The sequence below is a fragment of the Bradyrhizobium sp. AUGA SZCCT0158 genome (assembly GCF_018130065.1).
In the GTDB taxonomy this organism is placed as follows: Bacteria; Pseudomonadota; Alphaproteobacteria; order Rhizobiales; family Xanthobacteraceae; genus Bradyrhizobium.
In genome coordinates, this window is sequence record NZ_JAFCME010000004.1 from 264205 (window position 1) to 281268 (window position 17064).

The 17064-nt window shown below is 63.6% G+C and carries 13 protein-coding genes; 11 read left to right on the forward strand and 2 right to left on the reverse strand.

Features of this window, described 5'->3' with window-relative positions:
- Positions 1-127: 127 nt before the first annotated feature.
- The 6 genes from JQ574_RS08060 (at position 128) to JQ574_RS34920 (ending at position 8564) form a co-directional block, all read left to right on the forward strand.
- Positions 128-1747 (forward strand): peptide chain release factor 3, encoded by a 1620-nt coding sequence (locus JQ574_RS08060; RefSeq protein WP_212207951.1) that lies wholly within the window; start codon positions 128-130, stop codon positions 1745-1747.
- A gap of 295 nt (positions 1748-2042) precedes the next feature.
- Entirely contained in the window at positions 2043-2645 is a 603-nt protein-coding gene (locus JQ574_RS08065; RefSeq protein WP_212207952.1) for a hypothetical protein, read from the forward strand.
- Between the two features lie 85 nt (positions 2646-2730).
- A complete protein-coding gene (locus JQ574_RS08070; RefSeq protein WP_212207953.1) occupies positions 2731-3315 on the forward strand; it encodes an NnrU family protein in 585 nt (194 codons plus the stop codon).
- Between the two features lies 1 nt (position 3316).
- Positions 3317-4141 (forward strand): 3-methyl-2-oxobutanoate hydroxymethyltransferase, encoded by an 825-nt coding sequence (panB, locus tag JQ574_RS08075; RefSeq protein ID WP_212207954.1) that lies wholly within the window; start codon positions 3317-3319, stop codon positions 4139-4141.
- Between the two features lie 10 nt (positions 4142-4151).
- On the forward strand, positions 4152-5747 hold the full coding sequence (locus JQ574_RS08080; protein WP_212207955.1) for a class I adenylate-forming enzyme family protein: 1596 nt from the start codon (positions 4152-4154) through the stop codon (positions 5745-5747).
- A gap of 183 nt (positions 5748-5930) precedes the next feature.
- Positions 5931-8564 (forward strand): hypothetical protein, encoded by a 2634-nt coding sequence (locus JQ574_RS34920; RefSeq protein ID WP_249119183.1) that lies wholly within the window; start codon positions 5931-5933, stop codon positions 8562-8564.
- A gap of 40 nt (positions 8565-8604) precedes the next feature.
- Here JQ574_RS34920 and JQ574_RS08090 read toward each other — a convergent pair whose 3' ends face one another.
- A complete protein-coding gene (locus tag JQ574_RS08090; protein ID WP_212207956.1) occupies positions 8605-9468 on the reverse strand; it encodes a hypothetical protein in 864 nt (287 codons plus the stop codon).
- Positions 9469-9727: 259 nt separating this feature from the next.
- On the opposite strand from JQ574_RS08090, the gene JQ574_RS08095 reads away from it, so the two are divergent.
- From JQ574_RS08095 to poxB, 5 genes are all read left to right on the forward strand, one after another.
- Entirely contained in the window at positions 9728-10381 is a 654-nt protein-coding gene (locus JQ574_RS08095; protein WP_212207957.1) for a tetratricopeptide repeat protein, read from the forward strand.
- A gap of 30 nt (positions 10382-10411) precedes the next feature.
- Positions 10412-10960 carry a hypothetical protein gene (locus tag JQ574_RS08100; protein ID WP_212207958.1) on the forward strand — a complete coding sequence of 183 codons (549 nt, stop codon included), beginning with the start codon at positions 10412-10414 and terminating at the stop codon, positions 10958-10960.
- Positions 10961-11105: 145 nt separating this feature from the next.
- Positions 11106-12491 (forward strand): ribosome biogenesis GTPase Der, encoded by a 1386-nt coding sequence (gene der / locus JQ574_RS08105; protein WP_212207959.1) that lies wholly within the window; start codon positions 11106-11108, stop codon positions 12489-12491.
- Positions 12492-12520: 29 nt separating this feature from the next.
- Complete coding sequence (locus tag JQ574_RS08110; RefSeq protein ID WP_212208036.1) at positions 12521-13738, forward strand: TCR/Tet family MFS transporter; 1218 nt, start codon at positions 12521-12523, stop codon at positions 13736-13738.
- 109 nt (positions 13739-13847) lie between these two features.
- Positions 13848-15584: a ubiquinone-dependent pyruvate dehydrogenase gene (gene poxB / locus JQ574_RS08115; RefSeq protein ID WP_212207960.1), complete on the forward strand. Its 1737-nt coding sequence runs from the start codon at positions 13848-13850 to the stop codon at positions 15582-15584.
- 168 nt (positions 15585-15752) lie between these two features.
- Here the strand turns inward: poxB and JQ574_RS08120 are convergent, their stop codons facing one another.
- Positions 15753-16979, reverse strand: coding sequence for an ABC transporter substrate-binding protein (locus JQ574_RS08120; RefSeq protein WP_212207961.1), 1227 nt, complete (start codon positions 16977-16979; stop codon positions 15753-15755).
- Positions 16980-17064 lie beyond the last annotated feature (85 nt).

A 17064-nucleotide genomic window follows, 5' to 3' on the forward strand; every position in this document is an offset into this window, starting at 1 on the left:
GTCGTCCCCGCGGATGGTGGTGATGGGAAGGTCGTCCTTCCCAGAGTGATATGGGGGTTGTATCCACCGTCGGCAATTGCCAAATCGCCCTTGATTGCGCCCGTTTTCCCTGCCAAACGCTCGATTCATGTCCGACATTGCCGTTTCAGCCGAATCGCCGTCCCGCTCGCCGCTTGCAGATGAAGTGGCGCGGCGGCGGACCTTTGCCATCATTTCCCACCCGGACGCCGGCAAGACCACGCTGACCGAGAAGCTGCTGCTGTTCGGCGGCGCCATCAACCTTGCCGGTCAGGTCAAGGCCAAGGGCGAACGCCGCAACACCCGATCCGACTGGATGAAGATCGAGCGCGAGCGCGGCATTTCGGTCGTGACCTCGGTGATGACCTTCGAGTTCGATGGCCTCGTCTTCAACCTCCTGGATACGCCGGGCCATGAGGACTTTTCGGAAGATACCTACCGCACGCTGACGGCGGTCGATTCCGCGGTCATGGTGATCGACGCCGCCAAGGGTATCGAGGCGCGCACCCGAAAGCTGTTCGAGGTGTGCCGGTTGCGCGACATCCCGATCATCACCTTCATCAACAAGATGGACCGCGAGAGCCGCGACACGTTCGAACTGCTCGATGAAATCGAGAAGACGCTGGCGCTCGACACCACGCCGATGACCTGGCCGGTCGGCCGCGGCCGTGACTTCCTCGGCACCTACGACATCGCCACCGGCGGCGTGCGCCTGCTCGAAGGCGGCGGCGCCAAGACCGGCGCCGCGCAGCAGATCGACATCGCCGATCTCGCCGGCCGCAGCGCCAATCTCGACGTCGCCGAGGTCAAGGACGAACTCGCGCTGGTCTCGGAAGCCTGCAAGCCGTTCGAACTCGAGGCGTTCCGCGAGGGCCACCTGACGCCGGTCTATTTCGGCAGCGCGCTGCGCAATTTCGGCGTCGGCGATTTGCTGGAAGGCCTCGGGCGCTTCGCACCGGCGCCGCGCGCGCAGGAAAGCAATCTGCGCAAGGTCGAGGCAGCCGAGCCGCGCATGAGCGCCTTCGTGTTCAAGATCCAGGCCAACATGGATCCGAACCACCGCGACCGCATCGCGTTCGCGCGGCTGTGCTCCGGCAAGCTCAGCCGCGGCATGAAGGCCAAGCTGGTGCGCACTGGCAAAAACATGTCGCTGTCCTCGCCGCAATTCTTCTTTGCGCAGGACCGCTCGGTGGCGGATGAAGCCTTTGCCGGCGACGTCGTCGGCATTCCCAACCACGGCACGTTGCGGATCGGCGATACGCTGACCGAAGGCGAAGATCTCACGTTCGTCGGCGTGCCGAGCTTTGCACCGGAAATCGTCCGCCGCGTGCGCCTGACCGATGCAATGAAGGCCAAGAAGCTGAAGGAAGCGCTGCAGCAGATGTCGGAGGAGGGCGTCGTGCAGGTGTTCCGCCCGCGCGACGGCGCGCCGGCGCTGGTCGGCGTGGTCGGTCCGCTGCAGCTCGACGTGCTCAAAGCGCGGCTTGACGCGGAATATTCGCTGCCGGTCGAATTCGAAGTCTCGGAATTCCAGCTGGCGCGCTGGATCTCGTCCGACGACCGCAAGAAGCTCGACGCGTTCATCTCGGCCAATGGATCGGGTGTTGCCGATGACGTCGACGGTGACCCGGTGTTCCTCGCCAAGAACGAGTTCTATTTGGGCTACACCAAGGAACGCGCCGAGGGCATCGTGTTTTCCCACATCAAGGATGTGAAGAAGAAGGGGTAGGGACGGGCCCGCGCGGCGTCCCCACCTTGTCGTCCTCCGCGAAAGCGGGGGACCCAGCACGCCGCGGCCCCTCGATTATTCAACAACCGTCTCTGGGATACTGCGTCACCCGCCTCCGCGGGTGACGACACCTCGCGCGTCGTTACAGCAGCGCACGCCGGCGAACAGGCGCCGATCGCGGAACTGTCGGGCATGAATGCGGGGCAGTGAACGCGCAGGGATGTGAACGCTATCAGGCTTGATCCCGACCAAAGTGGGCACCAAGTTCACCAGAACTGCGATCGAGGCTTCTTCCATGCTCCGGCTTATCGCGATCTGCCTGATCGGCATCACCATCGGCATCAACGCCGCTGACGCCCAGTCGCGGCGTCAGATCGACGCCACACCGTTTTCGCACGCGCCGTGCAGCGTGCTCGACGGCCAGCCCTGCATGCCGTCGTTCTGCAGCGTGTTCAACGATGGCCCCTGCATTCCCGAGATCGATTATCCCTACGGCCAGAACCTGCAACTGACGATCGAAAGCGTTCCGCCAAAGGACCAGGCGGCGAAATACCGGAAGCCGGACCACGACCTCGACAGCATCGGCGACCTGTTTGCGGCGCTGCGGTCCTGCTGGACCCCGCCGCCGGCCGATAGCGCGCGCGAGGGCATGCAGATGTCGGTGCGCTTCAGTTTCAAGCGCTCGGGCGAAATCATTGCCGCCCCCCGGCTGACCTTCGCCACCGCCGGCGTTCCGGCCGATACCCGCGCCATTTATCTGAAGGCGATCAACGCCTCGCTCGATGCCTGCAAGCCGCTGAAATTCACCGGCGAGCTCGGAGGCGCGCTGGCCGGGCGACCGATCGCGATCCGCTACGTCGACAACCGCGATCTGAAGAAGCAAGCGGAGAAGCCATGAGGCTGATGGCGGCGGTGCGCATTGCGCTCCCGGCCCTTTAAATGATACGCGAGGTCATAACCAAAGCTGCCCAGGGAGGGACATCGTGGGACTGCTGGTGATGATCCTGGGCCTGATCCTGTTTCTCGGCGTCCACACGCTGACCACGCAGCGCGAATTGCGCGCACGGGTCATCGGCTCAATGGGCGAGGGCGGCTACAAGATCGGCTATGCGCTGGCCTCGGTCGCGGGTCTGGCGCTGGTCATCTGGGGCTTTGCCAATTATCGCGCTACGGGCTGGATCAACGTCTGGAACCCGCCGACGGCGTTCAAGCACATCACCGTGGCCCTGATGCTGCCCGCGATCATTCTGGTGGTCGCCTCCTACATCCGTGGCCGGATCTACACGACGCTGAAGCATCCGATGCTGACCGGAATCAAGCTATGGGCGGCCGCGCATCTGCTCGCCAATGGCGATCTCGGCTCGATCATCCTGTTCGGCTCGTTTCTGGCGTGGGCGGTGTTCGACCGCATCTCGCTGAAACGCCGTGCAGACGCAGGCGGGCCGCCGATACCGGTCGGCGGTCCCGGCAACGACCTGATCGCGATCGCGGTCGGGGTCATCGCCTATCTGGCGCTGGCATTTGCCTTCCATCCGGTCGTGATCGGCGTCCCCGTGGTTGGAGTGTAGCATGTCAGTCCAGTCGGCCATCAGGCGCAAGACCGCGCCAGACATTCGCGCGCGCAAGAACGGCGATCCGATCGTGATGCTGACGTCCTATCACGCGCATACGGCGGCATTGGTCGATCGCTATTGCGACGTCATCCTGGTCGGCGATTCCCTCGGCAACGTCATGCACGGGTTCGAGACCACGGTGCCGGTGACGCTCGATATGATGATCCTGCAGGGGCGTGCGGTGATGCGCGGTTCGCAACACGCGCTGGTCGTGGTCGACATGCCCTTCGGCTCGTATGAGGCCTCGAAAGAGCAGGCGTTCCATGCCGCGGTGCGGATATTGAAGGAGACCCGTTGCGGCGCCGTCAAGCTCGAAGGCGGCGTGCGGATGGCGGAGACGGTGGCGTTTCTCAGCGAGCGCGGCGTTCCCGTGATGGGCCATATCGGCCTGACGCCGCAGTCGATCAACACGCTCGGCTCGTTTCGCGCGCAGGGCCGCGAGGAAGGCAGTTGGGGGCCGATCGAGAACGACGCCAAGGCCATTGCCGAGGCGGGTGCCTTCTCGGTCGTGATCGAGGCGGTCGCGGAACCGCTGGCCCGCAAGATCACCGAAAGCATCGCCATTCCGACCATCGGCATCGGCGCCAGTGCAGCCTGCGACGGCCAGGTGCTGGTGCTGGAGGACATGCTCGGCCTGTCGCCACGGACGCCGAAATTCGTGCGCCGCTATGGTAATCTCGGGCCCGCGATCGAGGCCGCCATTGAAGGCTACGCTACGGACGTCCGTTCCCGCGCGTTTCCCGGCCCGGAACACGTCTACGACATGAAGGCAAAGAACTGACGAGGCCAAAATGGACTGGTCGCAACATCCTATTCCGGCGATGCGCCACGAGACACGCTTCGGCGATCGCGTGGTGCCGGCGTTTGGTGAACGGCCGGGCTCCGTCTGGGCGATGATCGCCGAGGCTGCGGAGCGAAATCCGGATGGCGAGGCGTTGATCTGCGGTGATCGCCGGATGAGTTGGCGCGACGTGGCCTCTCAATCGGCACGGATTGCGGCCGGGCTTCAGCGGCTCGGATTGAGCCGCGGCGATCGTATCGGTGTGCTGCTCGGCAATCGCGTCGAGTTCGTGCTTACGATGTTCGCCGCTGCCCATGCCGGCCTTGTGACCGTGCTGCTCTCGACCCGCCAGCAAAAGCCGGAGATCGCCTATGTGCTGACCGATTCCGGCGCAAAACTTCTGATCCACGAAGCGACCCTGGCCGAGCGCGTGCCGGATGCAGGCGAGGTACCCGATCTCCTGCATCGCGTTGCCGTCGGTGACGGCATCACCTCGCAATTCTCCGATCTGCTGGATCACGCGGCATCAGTGTCGCCTGCCGAGGTCGGCGAAGAAGACACCGCGATGATCCTCTACACGTCGGGCACCACGGGCAAGCCAAAGGGCGCAATGCTCGCGCATTGCAACGTCATCCATTCGTCGATGGTCTTCGTGTCCTGCCTGCAGCTGACCGCGGCGGACCGCTCGATCGCTGCGGTACCGCTCGGGCACGTCACCGGCGTGGTCGCCAATATCACGACCATGGCTCGCTGCGCGGGCGCACTGATCGTGATGCCGGAGTTCAAGGCCGCGGAATATCTGAAGCTGGCGGCACGGGAGCGCGTCACCTACACCGTGATGGTGCCGGCGATGTATAATCTCTGCCTGCTGCAGCCGGATTTCGACAGCTACGAACTGTCGAGCTGGCGGATCGGCGGCTTTGGCGGCGCGCCGATGCCGATTGCGACGATCGAACGGCTGGCCGCCAGGATTCCGGGCTTGAAGCTGGCAAATTGCTACGGCGCCACCGAGACGACGTCGCCATCGACGATGATGCCCGGCGAATTGACCGCGAGGTACATCGACAGCGTCGGCTTGCCCTGTCCCGGCGCGCAGATCATCGTCGTCGGTCCCGACGGCCACGAACTGCCGCGCGGCGAGATCGGTGAAATCTGGATCCACGGCGGCTCGGTCATCAAGGGCTACTGGAACAATCCAAAAGCAACGGCTGAAAGTTTTACCGCCGGCTTCTGGCATTCCGGCGATCTCGGCTCGATCGATGAGGCAAACTTCGTGCGCGTGTTCGACCGCCAGAAGGATATGATCAACCGCGGCGGCCTGAAGATCTATTCCGCCGAGGTCGAGTCTGTCCTGTCAGGCCACCCTGACGTGCTCGAAAGCGCGATCATCGCCAAACCATGCCCCGTGCTCGGCGAGCGCGTCCACGCCGTTGTCGTGGTCAGGGGCGAGGCCAGCGTTGAGACCTTGCGTGCGTGGTGTGCCGAGCGGCTTTCGGATTACAAGGTGCCGGAAACCATCGACCTGACCGCCGATCCGCTGCCGCGCAACGCCAACGGCAAGGTATTGAAACGGCAGTTGCGCGAGACCTGGGCGGCTTCGCAGTAAGGTTGCCGCAAGCTCGAGCCTGATATGAAGGACTTTTCGCAATTAACTGTAAACGCTGCAATAAGTCCGCGCGTCGGCCTGCAGGGGTTCCCAATTTTTCGGATGTTGATAGTTTGTTAAGTGCGTTTATTGCCATCCCGTTATGCATAATCATTTCTGAATTGCGTGGGGCCCTTAGTTCCGATGATTGGTTCTGCGCTTCCAGCCCTGTCGCTCGCCTCAAACGTCGTCGCAAGGCGCGGTCAGATTTCGATCGCGGCTTCTGATCTGTTCGGTTTGGTCGACGCCGACGGCAATCCGATCACCCGATATACGCTGTTCGATACCAATGGCTACGGACATTGGGTGATCAACGGGGTAGCCCAGGCCAGCAGCACGGCGATAGACATTACCGCGGCGCAGCTGTCGAAGACGAGTTATGTGTTCGGTTCTGCAGCCGAAACCCTCTATGTGCGCATCAACAACGGCGCGGCTTGGGGTGGCTGGCAGGCGTTTACGGCCAGCCCATACGTTAACCATGCACCGGTCGTGACCACGCAGCCCATCGTGGCAATGTTCGATACGTCGCTAAACGTTTCCTACTTGTTTTCCGCCGCTGACCCGGATGGCGATGCCATCACGAAGTACCAGTTGTGGGATTCGACACCGGGATCGAAGAGCGGTCATTGGGTCGTGAACGGCGTTGCGCAAGGGACGGGCACGGCGATCGACGTGACGGCCGACCAGCTCGCCCATACGTCGTTTCACACCGCCATCACCGGCTCTGAACTGCTCTGGGCCCGCGCATTTGACGGAGTAGCGTGGAGCGACTGGAAATCTTTTACAATCACCGTGCCGGCCGACGGCGACTATCCGGGACCCACACCCAACCATACGCCCGTGGTTACCGCGCAAAATACCTCTGCGCTTCATGGTCAAAGCCTGGCTGCTTCGGCCTTGTTCTCCGCGCAGGATATCGATGGCGACGCGATCACCTGGTATGAGGTATGGGACTCGACGGACGGCGCCTCGAGTGGAAGCTGGGTTCTGGACGGCGTCCGTACGCAGAGCAAGGTCGCCATCGAAGTCGCCGCCGATCAGCTGGCAAATCTCGATTTTCTAAGCGGCTCCGGCGACGATCATCTTTGGGCCCGGGCCTTCGATGGCCGGGAGTGGAGCGACTGGATCGCGTTTCACGTCACCGCGCCGCTCAACCAGAGGCCCGTAGTAACTGCTTCCAACGTCACCGCAGCGCATGGTCAGAATTCCGTCCTGGCCACCGACCTGTTTGGCGCCACGGACGCGGATGGCGACAGCATTACGCGTTATTCGTTCTGGGACACCGAGGGCAACGGCCACTGGCTGCTCAATGGCGTCGTGATGTCCACCAACGCCGAGATCGACATTGCGGCCGGACAACTCGCGCAGATGAGCTACGTGTTCGGCTCGGCCACAGACACGCTTTATGTGCGGGCGAATGACGGTGCCGAGTGGGGGGCGTGGCAACGGTTTACCGCGAGTCCGAACGTCAACCAGGCGCCGGTGGTGACGGTCGCGAACCGGGCGATGATCAGTGACGATGCGGCTGCTATATCCGCGTTGGTCTCTGCAGCCGATCCCGATGGCGACAGCATCACCCGCTATCAATTGTGGGATTCGACATCCGTTCAAAATAGTGGCCACTGGGTCGTGAACGGCGTCGCGCAGGCGGCGCATGTGGCTATCGATGTTTCGGCGGAACACCTCGCGCAAACTTCGTTTCACGCCGGCACCAACATTTCCGACCAGCTGTGGGTGCGTGCGTTCGATGGCACGGATTGGGGGGTATGGCAGCCCTTCACGATGGTCGTCACACAAGTCATGGCCCCATTGGCCGGCCCCGCGCCCGTTGTGAGCGGCCAGGACACCGTTGCAACGCATGGCCAATCGCTTGATGCCGCGAGCCTTTTTGCGGTCAGCGGTGGCGGCCATATGACCCGGTATGAGTTCTGGGATTCCACTTCTGGCGCCAGCAGCGGCCACTGGGTACTGAATGGCGTTGCGACGCAGAGCAATGTGGCTATCGAAGTGACGGCTGCCGAACTTGCAAGCACTTCGTTCCAGAGCGGCTCAGGAGCGGACCAGCTCTGGGTCCGCGCATACGACGGCTTCCAGTGGAGCAAATGGTCCGAATTCCACGTCACAGCGCCGGTCGACGCGGCGCCGGTTGCCGTGGCGTCCGATTTCTCGGCCACTCACAATCAGAACATCGCGGCCTCGACGCTGTTCTCGGTCATCGACGCCGAAAACGACAGCATCGCCGCCTATCAATTCTGGGATTCGACTGCAAATCCCGCCAGCGGGCACTGGAGCGTCAACGGCGTGGCCCAATCCGCGGGCGTGGCAATCGATGTCGCCGCCGCGCAACTTTCCCAGACCACTTTCCAAAGCGGATCCGGCTCCGATGATCTCTGGGTTCGCGTCAATGACGGAATGAAGTGGAGCGACTGGAAGCCGTTCCATGTCAATGCGCCGGTCGACCAGGCACCTGTTGTTACGGCATCCAATGTCATTGCCGCGCCGCATCAAACCGTGGCGGCCAGCTCGTTCTTCACGGCGAGCGACCCCGATGGCGACGCCATCATCAAATATCAGCTCTGGGATTCGTCGGCGGATGCCACAAGCGGGCACTGGACGTTGAACGGAATTGCGCAGGCTGCCAATTCGGCGATCGATGTAACCGCTGCCCAGCTGGCGGACGCCGCGTTCCATGCCGCGACGGCTCCGGCCGATCTCTGGGTGCGGGCCAGCGACGGCACCGAATGGAGCCCGTGGCAGGAATTCCATTTGCTGGTTTGAGGAGCCGTCGCGCGAGGCCCGATACGCGCGCGATCGAGAATCAGAGCTTCGGCGCGCTGCCCTTCGGCATCGTATTGCGTTCGTTCTGTTCCGCGGCAAGCGCATCGTTGTCGATCGCCGCCGCGCTGATGACGCGTTTGACATCCAGTAGCGAAAACTGCGCGATCCCGACCCGGTCTGGCGCCGTGCCCGGTATCAGCTGCACGCTCAGCACGCCGTCGCAATTGGCGCCCTTGGCTTCGCTGAGCATCGCGGCCAGCGCTTTCTCCTTTGCCTGCGCCCGTTTGACGACCGCCACGCAGCTGCCGCGGATGGTTTCGCCGTTGAGCTTGAGCGCGGCCTTGGGATCGAGCGGCTTGCCGATGGCCTCGATTGCGGTCGCTTCCTTGTACTTCGTGCCCACCGATACGATCGAGCCTTTGCGATAGATGTAATAGAGGTGCTGATCGCCGACGATGGTGGGCGCGCCGTATTTGCCCATCACCTCCTTGACCATGTCGGCTTTCGCCGGCTGCTGGTCCTTCGCAAAGGTGAGGTTGCGGGCGAGGAAATAAATGCGATTGCCGCTCGCCGGCGACGAGAAGCTGCTCGACAGCACCTCACCGTTCTGGCTGGGCCCGGGAGGAAGGCTGAAAGTCAGTGCCGAGGTGAAGCTGATCGCGGTGCTGCCGAACTTCTGCTGCTGGACGTCGGTCGTGGTGTTGGTGCGTCCCTTGAAGAACGATTCGAGCGTGGCACGCGCGGAATCAGCGGTGGAATCCGCCGAGATGCCCAAAATGTCCGGACGCTGTTTGCCGGAAAATGCCGAGTCCGGCTCCTTCGCCTTGATGTCGTAGGCTTGGGTCGCGGCGGGCAGGGCGGCGGCCCCGATGGCAAGCGTGACGACCAGGGCGCGGCAAACCATGAAGCACCTGCAAAATCAGACGAATAACCGACAAAAATCGAACGGATTACGCCAAGCTTTGAACCGCGAAGTCAATATTCCCGGACGCTCGCGGCGTGGGACAACTCGCTTCCGGGCGCTCCCTCTAGCGTTAACGCTTTGATCCGGCTCGCTTTGCCTTGCCACCGCCATATCGTTAGGGTATCGCCGCCGCCATGCGGGGATCGGGCGCAGGGCGCCGCCGCGCGTCAGCGGCTCACCGGGGATGGGATAGCCTTAAGTGTCTGAATTATTTAATGAAGTCGACGAGGAGGTCCGTCGCGATCAGCTCAAGAAGCTGTGGGACCGATATTCTCTCTTTATCATTGCAGGAGCGCTGCTGCTCATCGCCTCCGTGGGTGGCTGGCGTGGCTACCAATATCTGGAAGCCAAGAAGGCGGTTGAGGCCGGTGCGGCCTTCGACAAGGCGGCGGAGCTATCGGAAGCCAACAAGCACGCAGAGGCCGAGGCGGCGTTTGCCGAGCTGGCGGCGAAGGCGCCGGCGGGATACCGCGTGCTGGCGCGCCTGCGCACGGCCGCGGAGGTCGCAAGCCGCGACCAGCAGGCTGCTGCCAAGATGTTCGACGAGATTGCCGCCGACCGCAGCGTCGGCGTAGCGGAACAGGATCTGGCCCGGATTCGCGCCGCCCAGTTGCTGCTGGAGACCACCTCCTATCCCGACATGAAGTCTCGCCTGGAGGCGGCAGCCGGACCGGCCGCTACCTTTCGCCATACCGCGCGCGAATTGCTGGCGCTGTCGGCCTGGCGCGCCAACGACGCGACAGCGACACGGCAATGGCTGGACGTGATTGCCAATGACGGCGGCACGCCACCGAGCCTGCGCTCGCGCGCCGAAGCGCTGGAGGCGTTGCTTCCGCCTGTCGCAAAGAGCTGAGCCGGCCAACGAGTTAAACGAGAACCGAGCATGCGCCGTCCGCACCGTCTGATCGCAGCCACCATCCTCATCGCGTTTTCCAGTGCGCTGGCAGGCTGTAGCAGCATGGGCAATTTCGATCCGAGCGACATGCTCGACTTCCTCGACACCAAAAAGAAGCTGCCTGGTGAACGCAAGCCGGTTTTCCCCGACGGTGTACCCGGCCTCGAGCAGGGCGTGCCGAAGGATCTCTACAAAGGCGCGCGCCAGCAGCAGATCGAAGATCCGAATGCCCAGGCCGCGGTCGCACCGCCGCCGCAGGAGTCGCAATCCAGGGGATCCGCGAAATCCAGAGGCAGGCAGGCACCCGTTGCAGCGGCGCCCGCGACCGAGCCCGCCGCCGCAGACCCCGATGCCGCGCCGGTGGACGAGGGCGGCACCAATGCAGCCCCGCCGGCGCCGAAACCGAAGAAGATCGTGCGCAAGCGCACCACCGCGCCGCCACCCGACCAGCCGGCCCAGGCGGCGCCCGCGCAGTCCACCCAGCAATCGGCCGCTCCGTTCCCGGCGCCGATGCCGAGCGGCAGCTTCACGCGTTAATGGCGTAGCGTTTTCGCGGCTAGTGGACGCCGGTTCGCGTAAAGCAAACGCGTCAAAAAAAATCAGAGCGCGGTTCCGACGAAAACCATGCTCTATCGTTTCGTTCGATGGACACGTCCTTCAAGAAGGGCGTTTGGATTTATTTATGCCCTTTACGATTGCCATCATCGGCCGACCCAATGTCGGAAAGTCGACGCTGTTCAACCGGCTGGTCGGGCAGAAGCTCGCGCTGGTCGACGACGAACCCGGAGTCACCCGCGACCGCCGCGAGGGCAACGGGCGCCTTGGCGACCTCGAATTCACCGTGATCGATACCGCCGGGCTCGATGAAGGCGCCAGGGGCTCGCTCACCGCGCGGATGCAGGAACAGACCGAAACCGCGATTGCGCTCGCCGACGCGCTGATGTTCGTGATCGACGCCCGCGCCGGGCTGACGCCGAATGATCGCGCCTTTGCCGATTTCGCCCGCCGCGCCAACAAGCCGGTGGTGCTGGTCGCCAACAAGAGCGAGGGCAGGCACGGCGAGGTCGGCGCGATGGAAGCCTACGCGCTCGGGCTCGGCGACCCCGTGCAGATTTCCGCCGAACATGGCGAAGGCCTCAGCGATCTCTACGATTCGCTGCGCGTACTGATGCCCGATCCCACCGAGGAGGGGGAGGAGTTCGACGATGACGACATCATCGAATCCGACGAGGATCTCGCCAAGCGTCCGATTCGCGTCGCGATCGTCGGCCGTCCCAACGCCGGCAAATCGACGCTGATCAATCATCTGCTCGGCGAGGAGCGGCTGCTGACCAGCGCCGAAGCCGGCACCACCCGCGACTCCATCTCCGTCGAGGTGACCTGGCAGGGGCGCGACTTCCGGGTGTTCGATACCGCCGGCTTGCGGCGGCGGGCGCGGATCGACGAGAAACTGGAGAAGCTTTCGGTGGCGGACGCACTGCGCGCGGTGCGCTTTGCCGAAGTCGTTGTCATGATGATGGACGCGCAGAACCGGTTCGAGGAACAGGATCTGCGCATCGCGGACCTGATCGAGCGCGAGGGGCGCGCGGTCGTGCTGGCCGTCAATAAATGGGATTTGATGGAGAAGAAAGGCAGCCTCATTTCGGGGCTGCGCACCGATGCCGATCACTTGCTGCCGCAGATCAAGGGCGCGCCGGTTGTTGCGGTGTCGGGCCTGATGGGCGAGGGCATCGACCGGCTGATGACCGCGATCGAGCAAGCCTATGCGGTCTGGAACAAGCGCGTGCCGACGGCAGCCCTCAATCGCTGGTTCGAACAGGCGGTCGAGGCCAATCCACCGCCCTCGGTGTCGGGCCGCCGGCTGAAGCTGAATTACATCACGCAAGCCAAGGCGCGGCCGCCGAGTTTCATCCTGTTCTGCTCGCGCGCCGACGCGGTGCCGACGTCTTATTTGCGCTATCTCACCAACAGCATGCGTGAGGCCTTCGATCTGCCGGGCACGCCGATCCGTATTATGCTGCGCGAGAAGGCCAACCCGTTCGCCCACAAGCGCAAGCGGCCGTCGTGAACGAGGCGGCCTCGGAACGCGTGGCCGAGATGCCGCCGGTGCGCAGCGGCGCCGCCATCTTCATTTTCGTTACCATCCTGCTCGACATGTTCGCGCTCGGCCTGATCCTGCCGATCTTGCCCAAGCTGGTCGAAAGCTTCGTCGACAATGATACCGCGACCGCCGCGCGGATCTTTGGACTGTTCGGCACCGCCTGGGCGGTGATGCAATTCATCTTTTCACCGATCCTCGGCGCCTTGTCGGACCGGTTCGGTCGCCGTCCGGTGGTGCTGCTGTCCAATTTCGGCCTGGCGCTGGACTATGTGCTGATGGCGCTGGCGCCGTCGCTGCTGTGGCTGTTCATCGGCCGCGTCATCTCGGGCATCACCTCGGCCAGTATCTCGACGGCTTTTGCCTACATCGCCGACGTGACGCCGCCGGAACGGCGCGCTGCCGTGTTCGGCAAGATCGGCGCGGCGTTCGGTGCCGGATTCATCCTCGGCCCCGCCGTCGGCGGCCTGCTCGGTGACATGGATCCGCGGCTGCCGTTCTGGGTCGCGGCGGGCCTGAGTTTTGCCAACACGCTTTACGGCTGGCTTATCCTGCCGGAGTCGCTGCCGCCGGAACGGCGCGCACCGTTCCAATGGAAAAGCGCCAACCCGCTCGGCGCGCTGCATCTCTTGCGTTCCAACCGGGTTCTCGCAGGTCTGTCGCTGGCGAATTTCTTTGGCCAGGTCGCGCATGTCGTGCTGCCCTCGACCTTCGTGCTCTATGCGACCTATCGCTACGGTTGGGACACCAAGACCGTCGGCCTGACGCTGGCGCTGGTCGGTGTCTGCGCCATGGTGGTGCAGGGCGCGGGCGTCGGACCGATCGTCGCGCGCCTCGGCGAGCGCCGCGCGCTGCTACTCGGGCTCGGCTGCGGTGCGCTGGGTTTCCTGATCTATGGGGCCGCGCCGACCGGCCCGCTGTTCTGGGTCGGCATTCCCGTGATGGCGTTGTGGGGCATCGCCGGAGCCGCGGTCCAGTCGCTGACCACGCAACTGGTCGCGCCCGATCAGCAAGGCCAGTTGCAGGGCGCTACCAACAGCGTCAACAGCGTTGCCCAGATGGTCGGACCGTTTCTGTTCACGCTGATCTTTGCCTATTTCATCAGCGATTCTGCGCCGGTGAAAATGCCGGGCGCGCCGTTCCTCCTGGCTGCTGCGCTATTGGCGCTGGCGCTGTTGGTGGCGTGGCGGACCATGGCTGGCAAACCAGCCACTTGAAGCCGCGGAGTTCCACGGACTTCACGGTAGCCTGAATTGTTCAGGCCCGGCCGGCCCGCTACATCTGATGGCTGACGTTCCGAAACTCCCCCAACAGAGCGAGGCCACCATGCCGATCGACACCGTCGCTGACCTCATCGCGGAAACGCTCATCCAGGCCGGCGTGAAGCGGATATTCGGCGTGGTCGGGGACAGCCTGAACGGCTTGACCGAGGCACTGCGCAAACGCGAGGTGATCGACTGGGTTCACGTTCGACATGAGGAAGTCGCCGCCTTCGCGGCCTCGGCTGAAGCGCAAATCACCGGCGGGCTCGCGGTATGCGCGGGATCGTGCGGGCCGGGCAATCTTCACCTCATCAACGGCCTGTTCGATGCGCATCGCAGCCGCACGCCGGTACTGGCCATCGCCGCCCAGGTTCCGTCCGCGGAAATCGGCGGCGGATACTTTCAGGAGACCCATCCGCAGGACTTGTTCCGCGAATGCAGTCATTATTGCGAACTCGTTTCCGATACGGCGCAGCTTCCTTACGTGCTGGAAAATGCGATCCGCGCCGCGGTCGGCCGGCGTGGCGTGGCCGTGCTGGTGATCCCCGGCGATATCGCGCTGCGACCAGCGCCCAGCCGTGGCATTTCACCGAATGCCGGGCTGTTGCCGAAAGCCCCCGTGGTTCGGCCGGATGAGACGGAATTGGCGGCGCTGGCGGAGCTTCTGAACGGTGCCAAACGTGTGACGTTGTTCTGCGGCCGCGGCTGCGCGGGCGCCCATCCCAGCCTGATGCGGCTGGCGGACAAGCTCAAGAGCCCGATGGTGCACGCACTCGGCGGCAAGGAACACGTCGAATTCGACAATCCTTACGATGTCGGCATGACCGGCTTCATCGGTTTCTCTTCCGGCTACGCCGCCATGCACGCCTGCGATGTGTTGCTGATGCTGGGGACCGATTTCCCCTACAAGCAGTTTTTACCCACGGGAGCGAAGATCGCGCAGGTCGACATCCGCCCCGAAAATCTCGGCCGCCGCTGCAAGCTCGATCTCGGTCTTGTCGGCGATGTCGCCGTCACGATCGAGGCGCTGCTGCCGCGCCTGACGGCGAAGGATGATCGCCGTCATCTCGACGACAGTGCTGCCCACTATAAGAAAGCCCGCGCCGGCCTCGACGAACTGGCGCGCGGGACGCCCGGGCACAAGCCGATCCACCCGCAATATCTGGCGCGCCTGCTCAGCGAGGCGGCTTCCGACGACGCTGTGTTCACGGCCGATGTCGGCACGCCGACGATCTGGGCGGCGCGCTATCTCGTCATGAACGGACGCCGGCGTCTCCTGGGATCGTGGGTGCACGGCTCGATGGCCAACGCGATGGCGCATGCGATTGGCGCGCAGGCATCGCAGCCGGGGCGGCAGGTGGTGTCGATGTCCGGCGATGGCGGGTTCGCGATGCTGATGGGCGACCTGATCACGCTGCGGCAGATGAAGCTGCCGGTGAAAATCGTGATCTTCAACAACGGCGTGCTGGGATTTGTTGCGCTGGAAATGAAGGCGTCCGGCTTTATCGAAACCGGCGTCGATCTGGAAAACCCTGACTTCGCGGCGATGGCCCGGGCCATGGGCATTCACGCGCGGCGGGTCGAGGATCCCGGCGATCTGCCGCAGGCGATCCGCGAAATACTGGCCCATGACGGACCGGCGGTGCTCGACGTCGTCACCGCGCGGCAGGAATTGTCGATGCCGCCCACGATCACCGCGGAACAGGTCAAGGGCTTCAGCCTGTGGGTGCTGCGGGCCGTGATGAGCGGACGGGGCGACGAGGTTTTGGACCTCGCCAAGACCAACCTGCTGCCGCGTTGATGGTGCGGATGAAAGCGTTTTTGTCTACGTCGTCCCGGCCTTGAGCCGGGACCCATACCGCTTTGTGCTATCGGCTAAAACAAGGTGGCCGACACCTGCTACAATTACAGCCGCCGCGGCGTATGGGTCCCGGCTTTCGCCGGGACGACGATCGAGTTTGTGGTCTGACTATTTCTTCACCAGCGGACAGTCGCTTGCCTCGAGCGGCTTGGCGGCGTCTTCCGGGGCGATCGTGGCGATCTGCTTGTAATAGTCCCACGGACCCTTCGACTCTTCCGGCTTCTTCACTTCGAACAGATAGGCCGGAATGAGACGGCGGCCGTCGGCGCGCAACGGGCCCTTGCCGAACAAGGGATCGTCGGTCGGCAGTTCCTTCATCTTGGCGATCACCTTGGCGCCGTCACGCGGATTGCCGCCGAGCGCTTCCATCGCCTTGAGATAATGCAGCACCATGGCGTAATTGCCCGCCTGCGTCATCGACGGCATCGCATTCTTGCTCGCCAATGCGGCAAACCGCTTCGAGAAGGCGCGGGTCTGGTCGTTCAGGTCCCAGTAAAAGGATTCCGTGAAGGTCAGGCCTTGCGCCGTCTTCAATCCCAGCGAATGCACGTCGTTGATGAACAGCAGCAGCGCGGCGATCTTCTGGCCGCCCGCGACGATGCCGAATTCGGAAGCCTGCTTGATCGCGTTGGTGGTATCGCCGCCGGCATTGGCGAGGCCCACGACCTTGGCCTTGGAAGCCTGCGCCTGCAGCAGGAACGAGGAGAAATCCGAGGTGTTGATCGGATGCTTGACGCCGCCGAGCACCTTGCCGCCATTGGCGGTGACAACAGCGGACGTATCGCGCTCCAGCGCGTGGCCAAACGCATAGTCGGCGGTCAGGAAGTACCAGGTGTCGCCGCCGGATTTGGTGAGCGCCTTGCCGGTGCCGTTGGCCAGCATGTAGGTGTCATAGGTGAAGGAGATCGTGTTCGGTGTGCAGGCCTTGCCGGTGAGATCGGCCGTCGCGGCGCCCGAATTGAGCAGCGCGATGTTCTTCTCCTTGACGAGGTTGCTGACGGCGAGAGCCACGCCGGAGTTCGGCGTATCGGCGATCGCATCGACTTTGTCGTTGTCGATCCACTGCCTGGCGATGTTGACGCCGACGTCGGGCTTGTTCTGGTGATCGCCACTGACGACGTCGATCTTCCATCCTTTCTTGAGCAGCCCGGAATCCTCGATCGCCATCTTGACCGCGACCACCGAATTGGGGCCGCCGATATCGGCGTAAAGGCTCGACATGTCGTTCAACACGCCGATCTTGACGGTCTTGTCCTGGGCGTAGGCGGGCGCGGCAAGGCTGACGCCGGCAACGGTGATCAACGCGGCAAGGCGCCGCGCGCGAAGTGCAGTCATGTATTTCCTCCATCTATGTCGCCGGGCGGCCTTCTTTGGGAGGTCCAACCCCGCATATGACTGAGATGGTGGTAGTGGTTCCGGA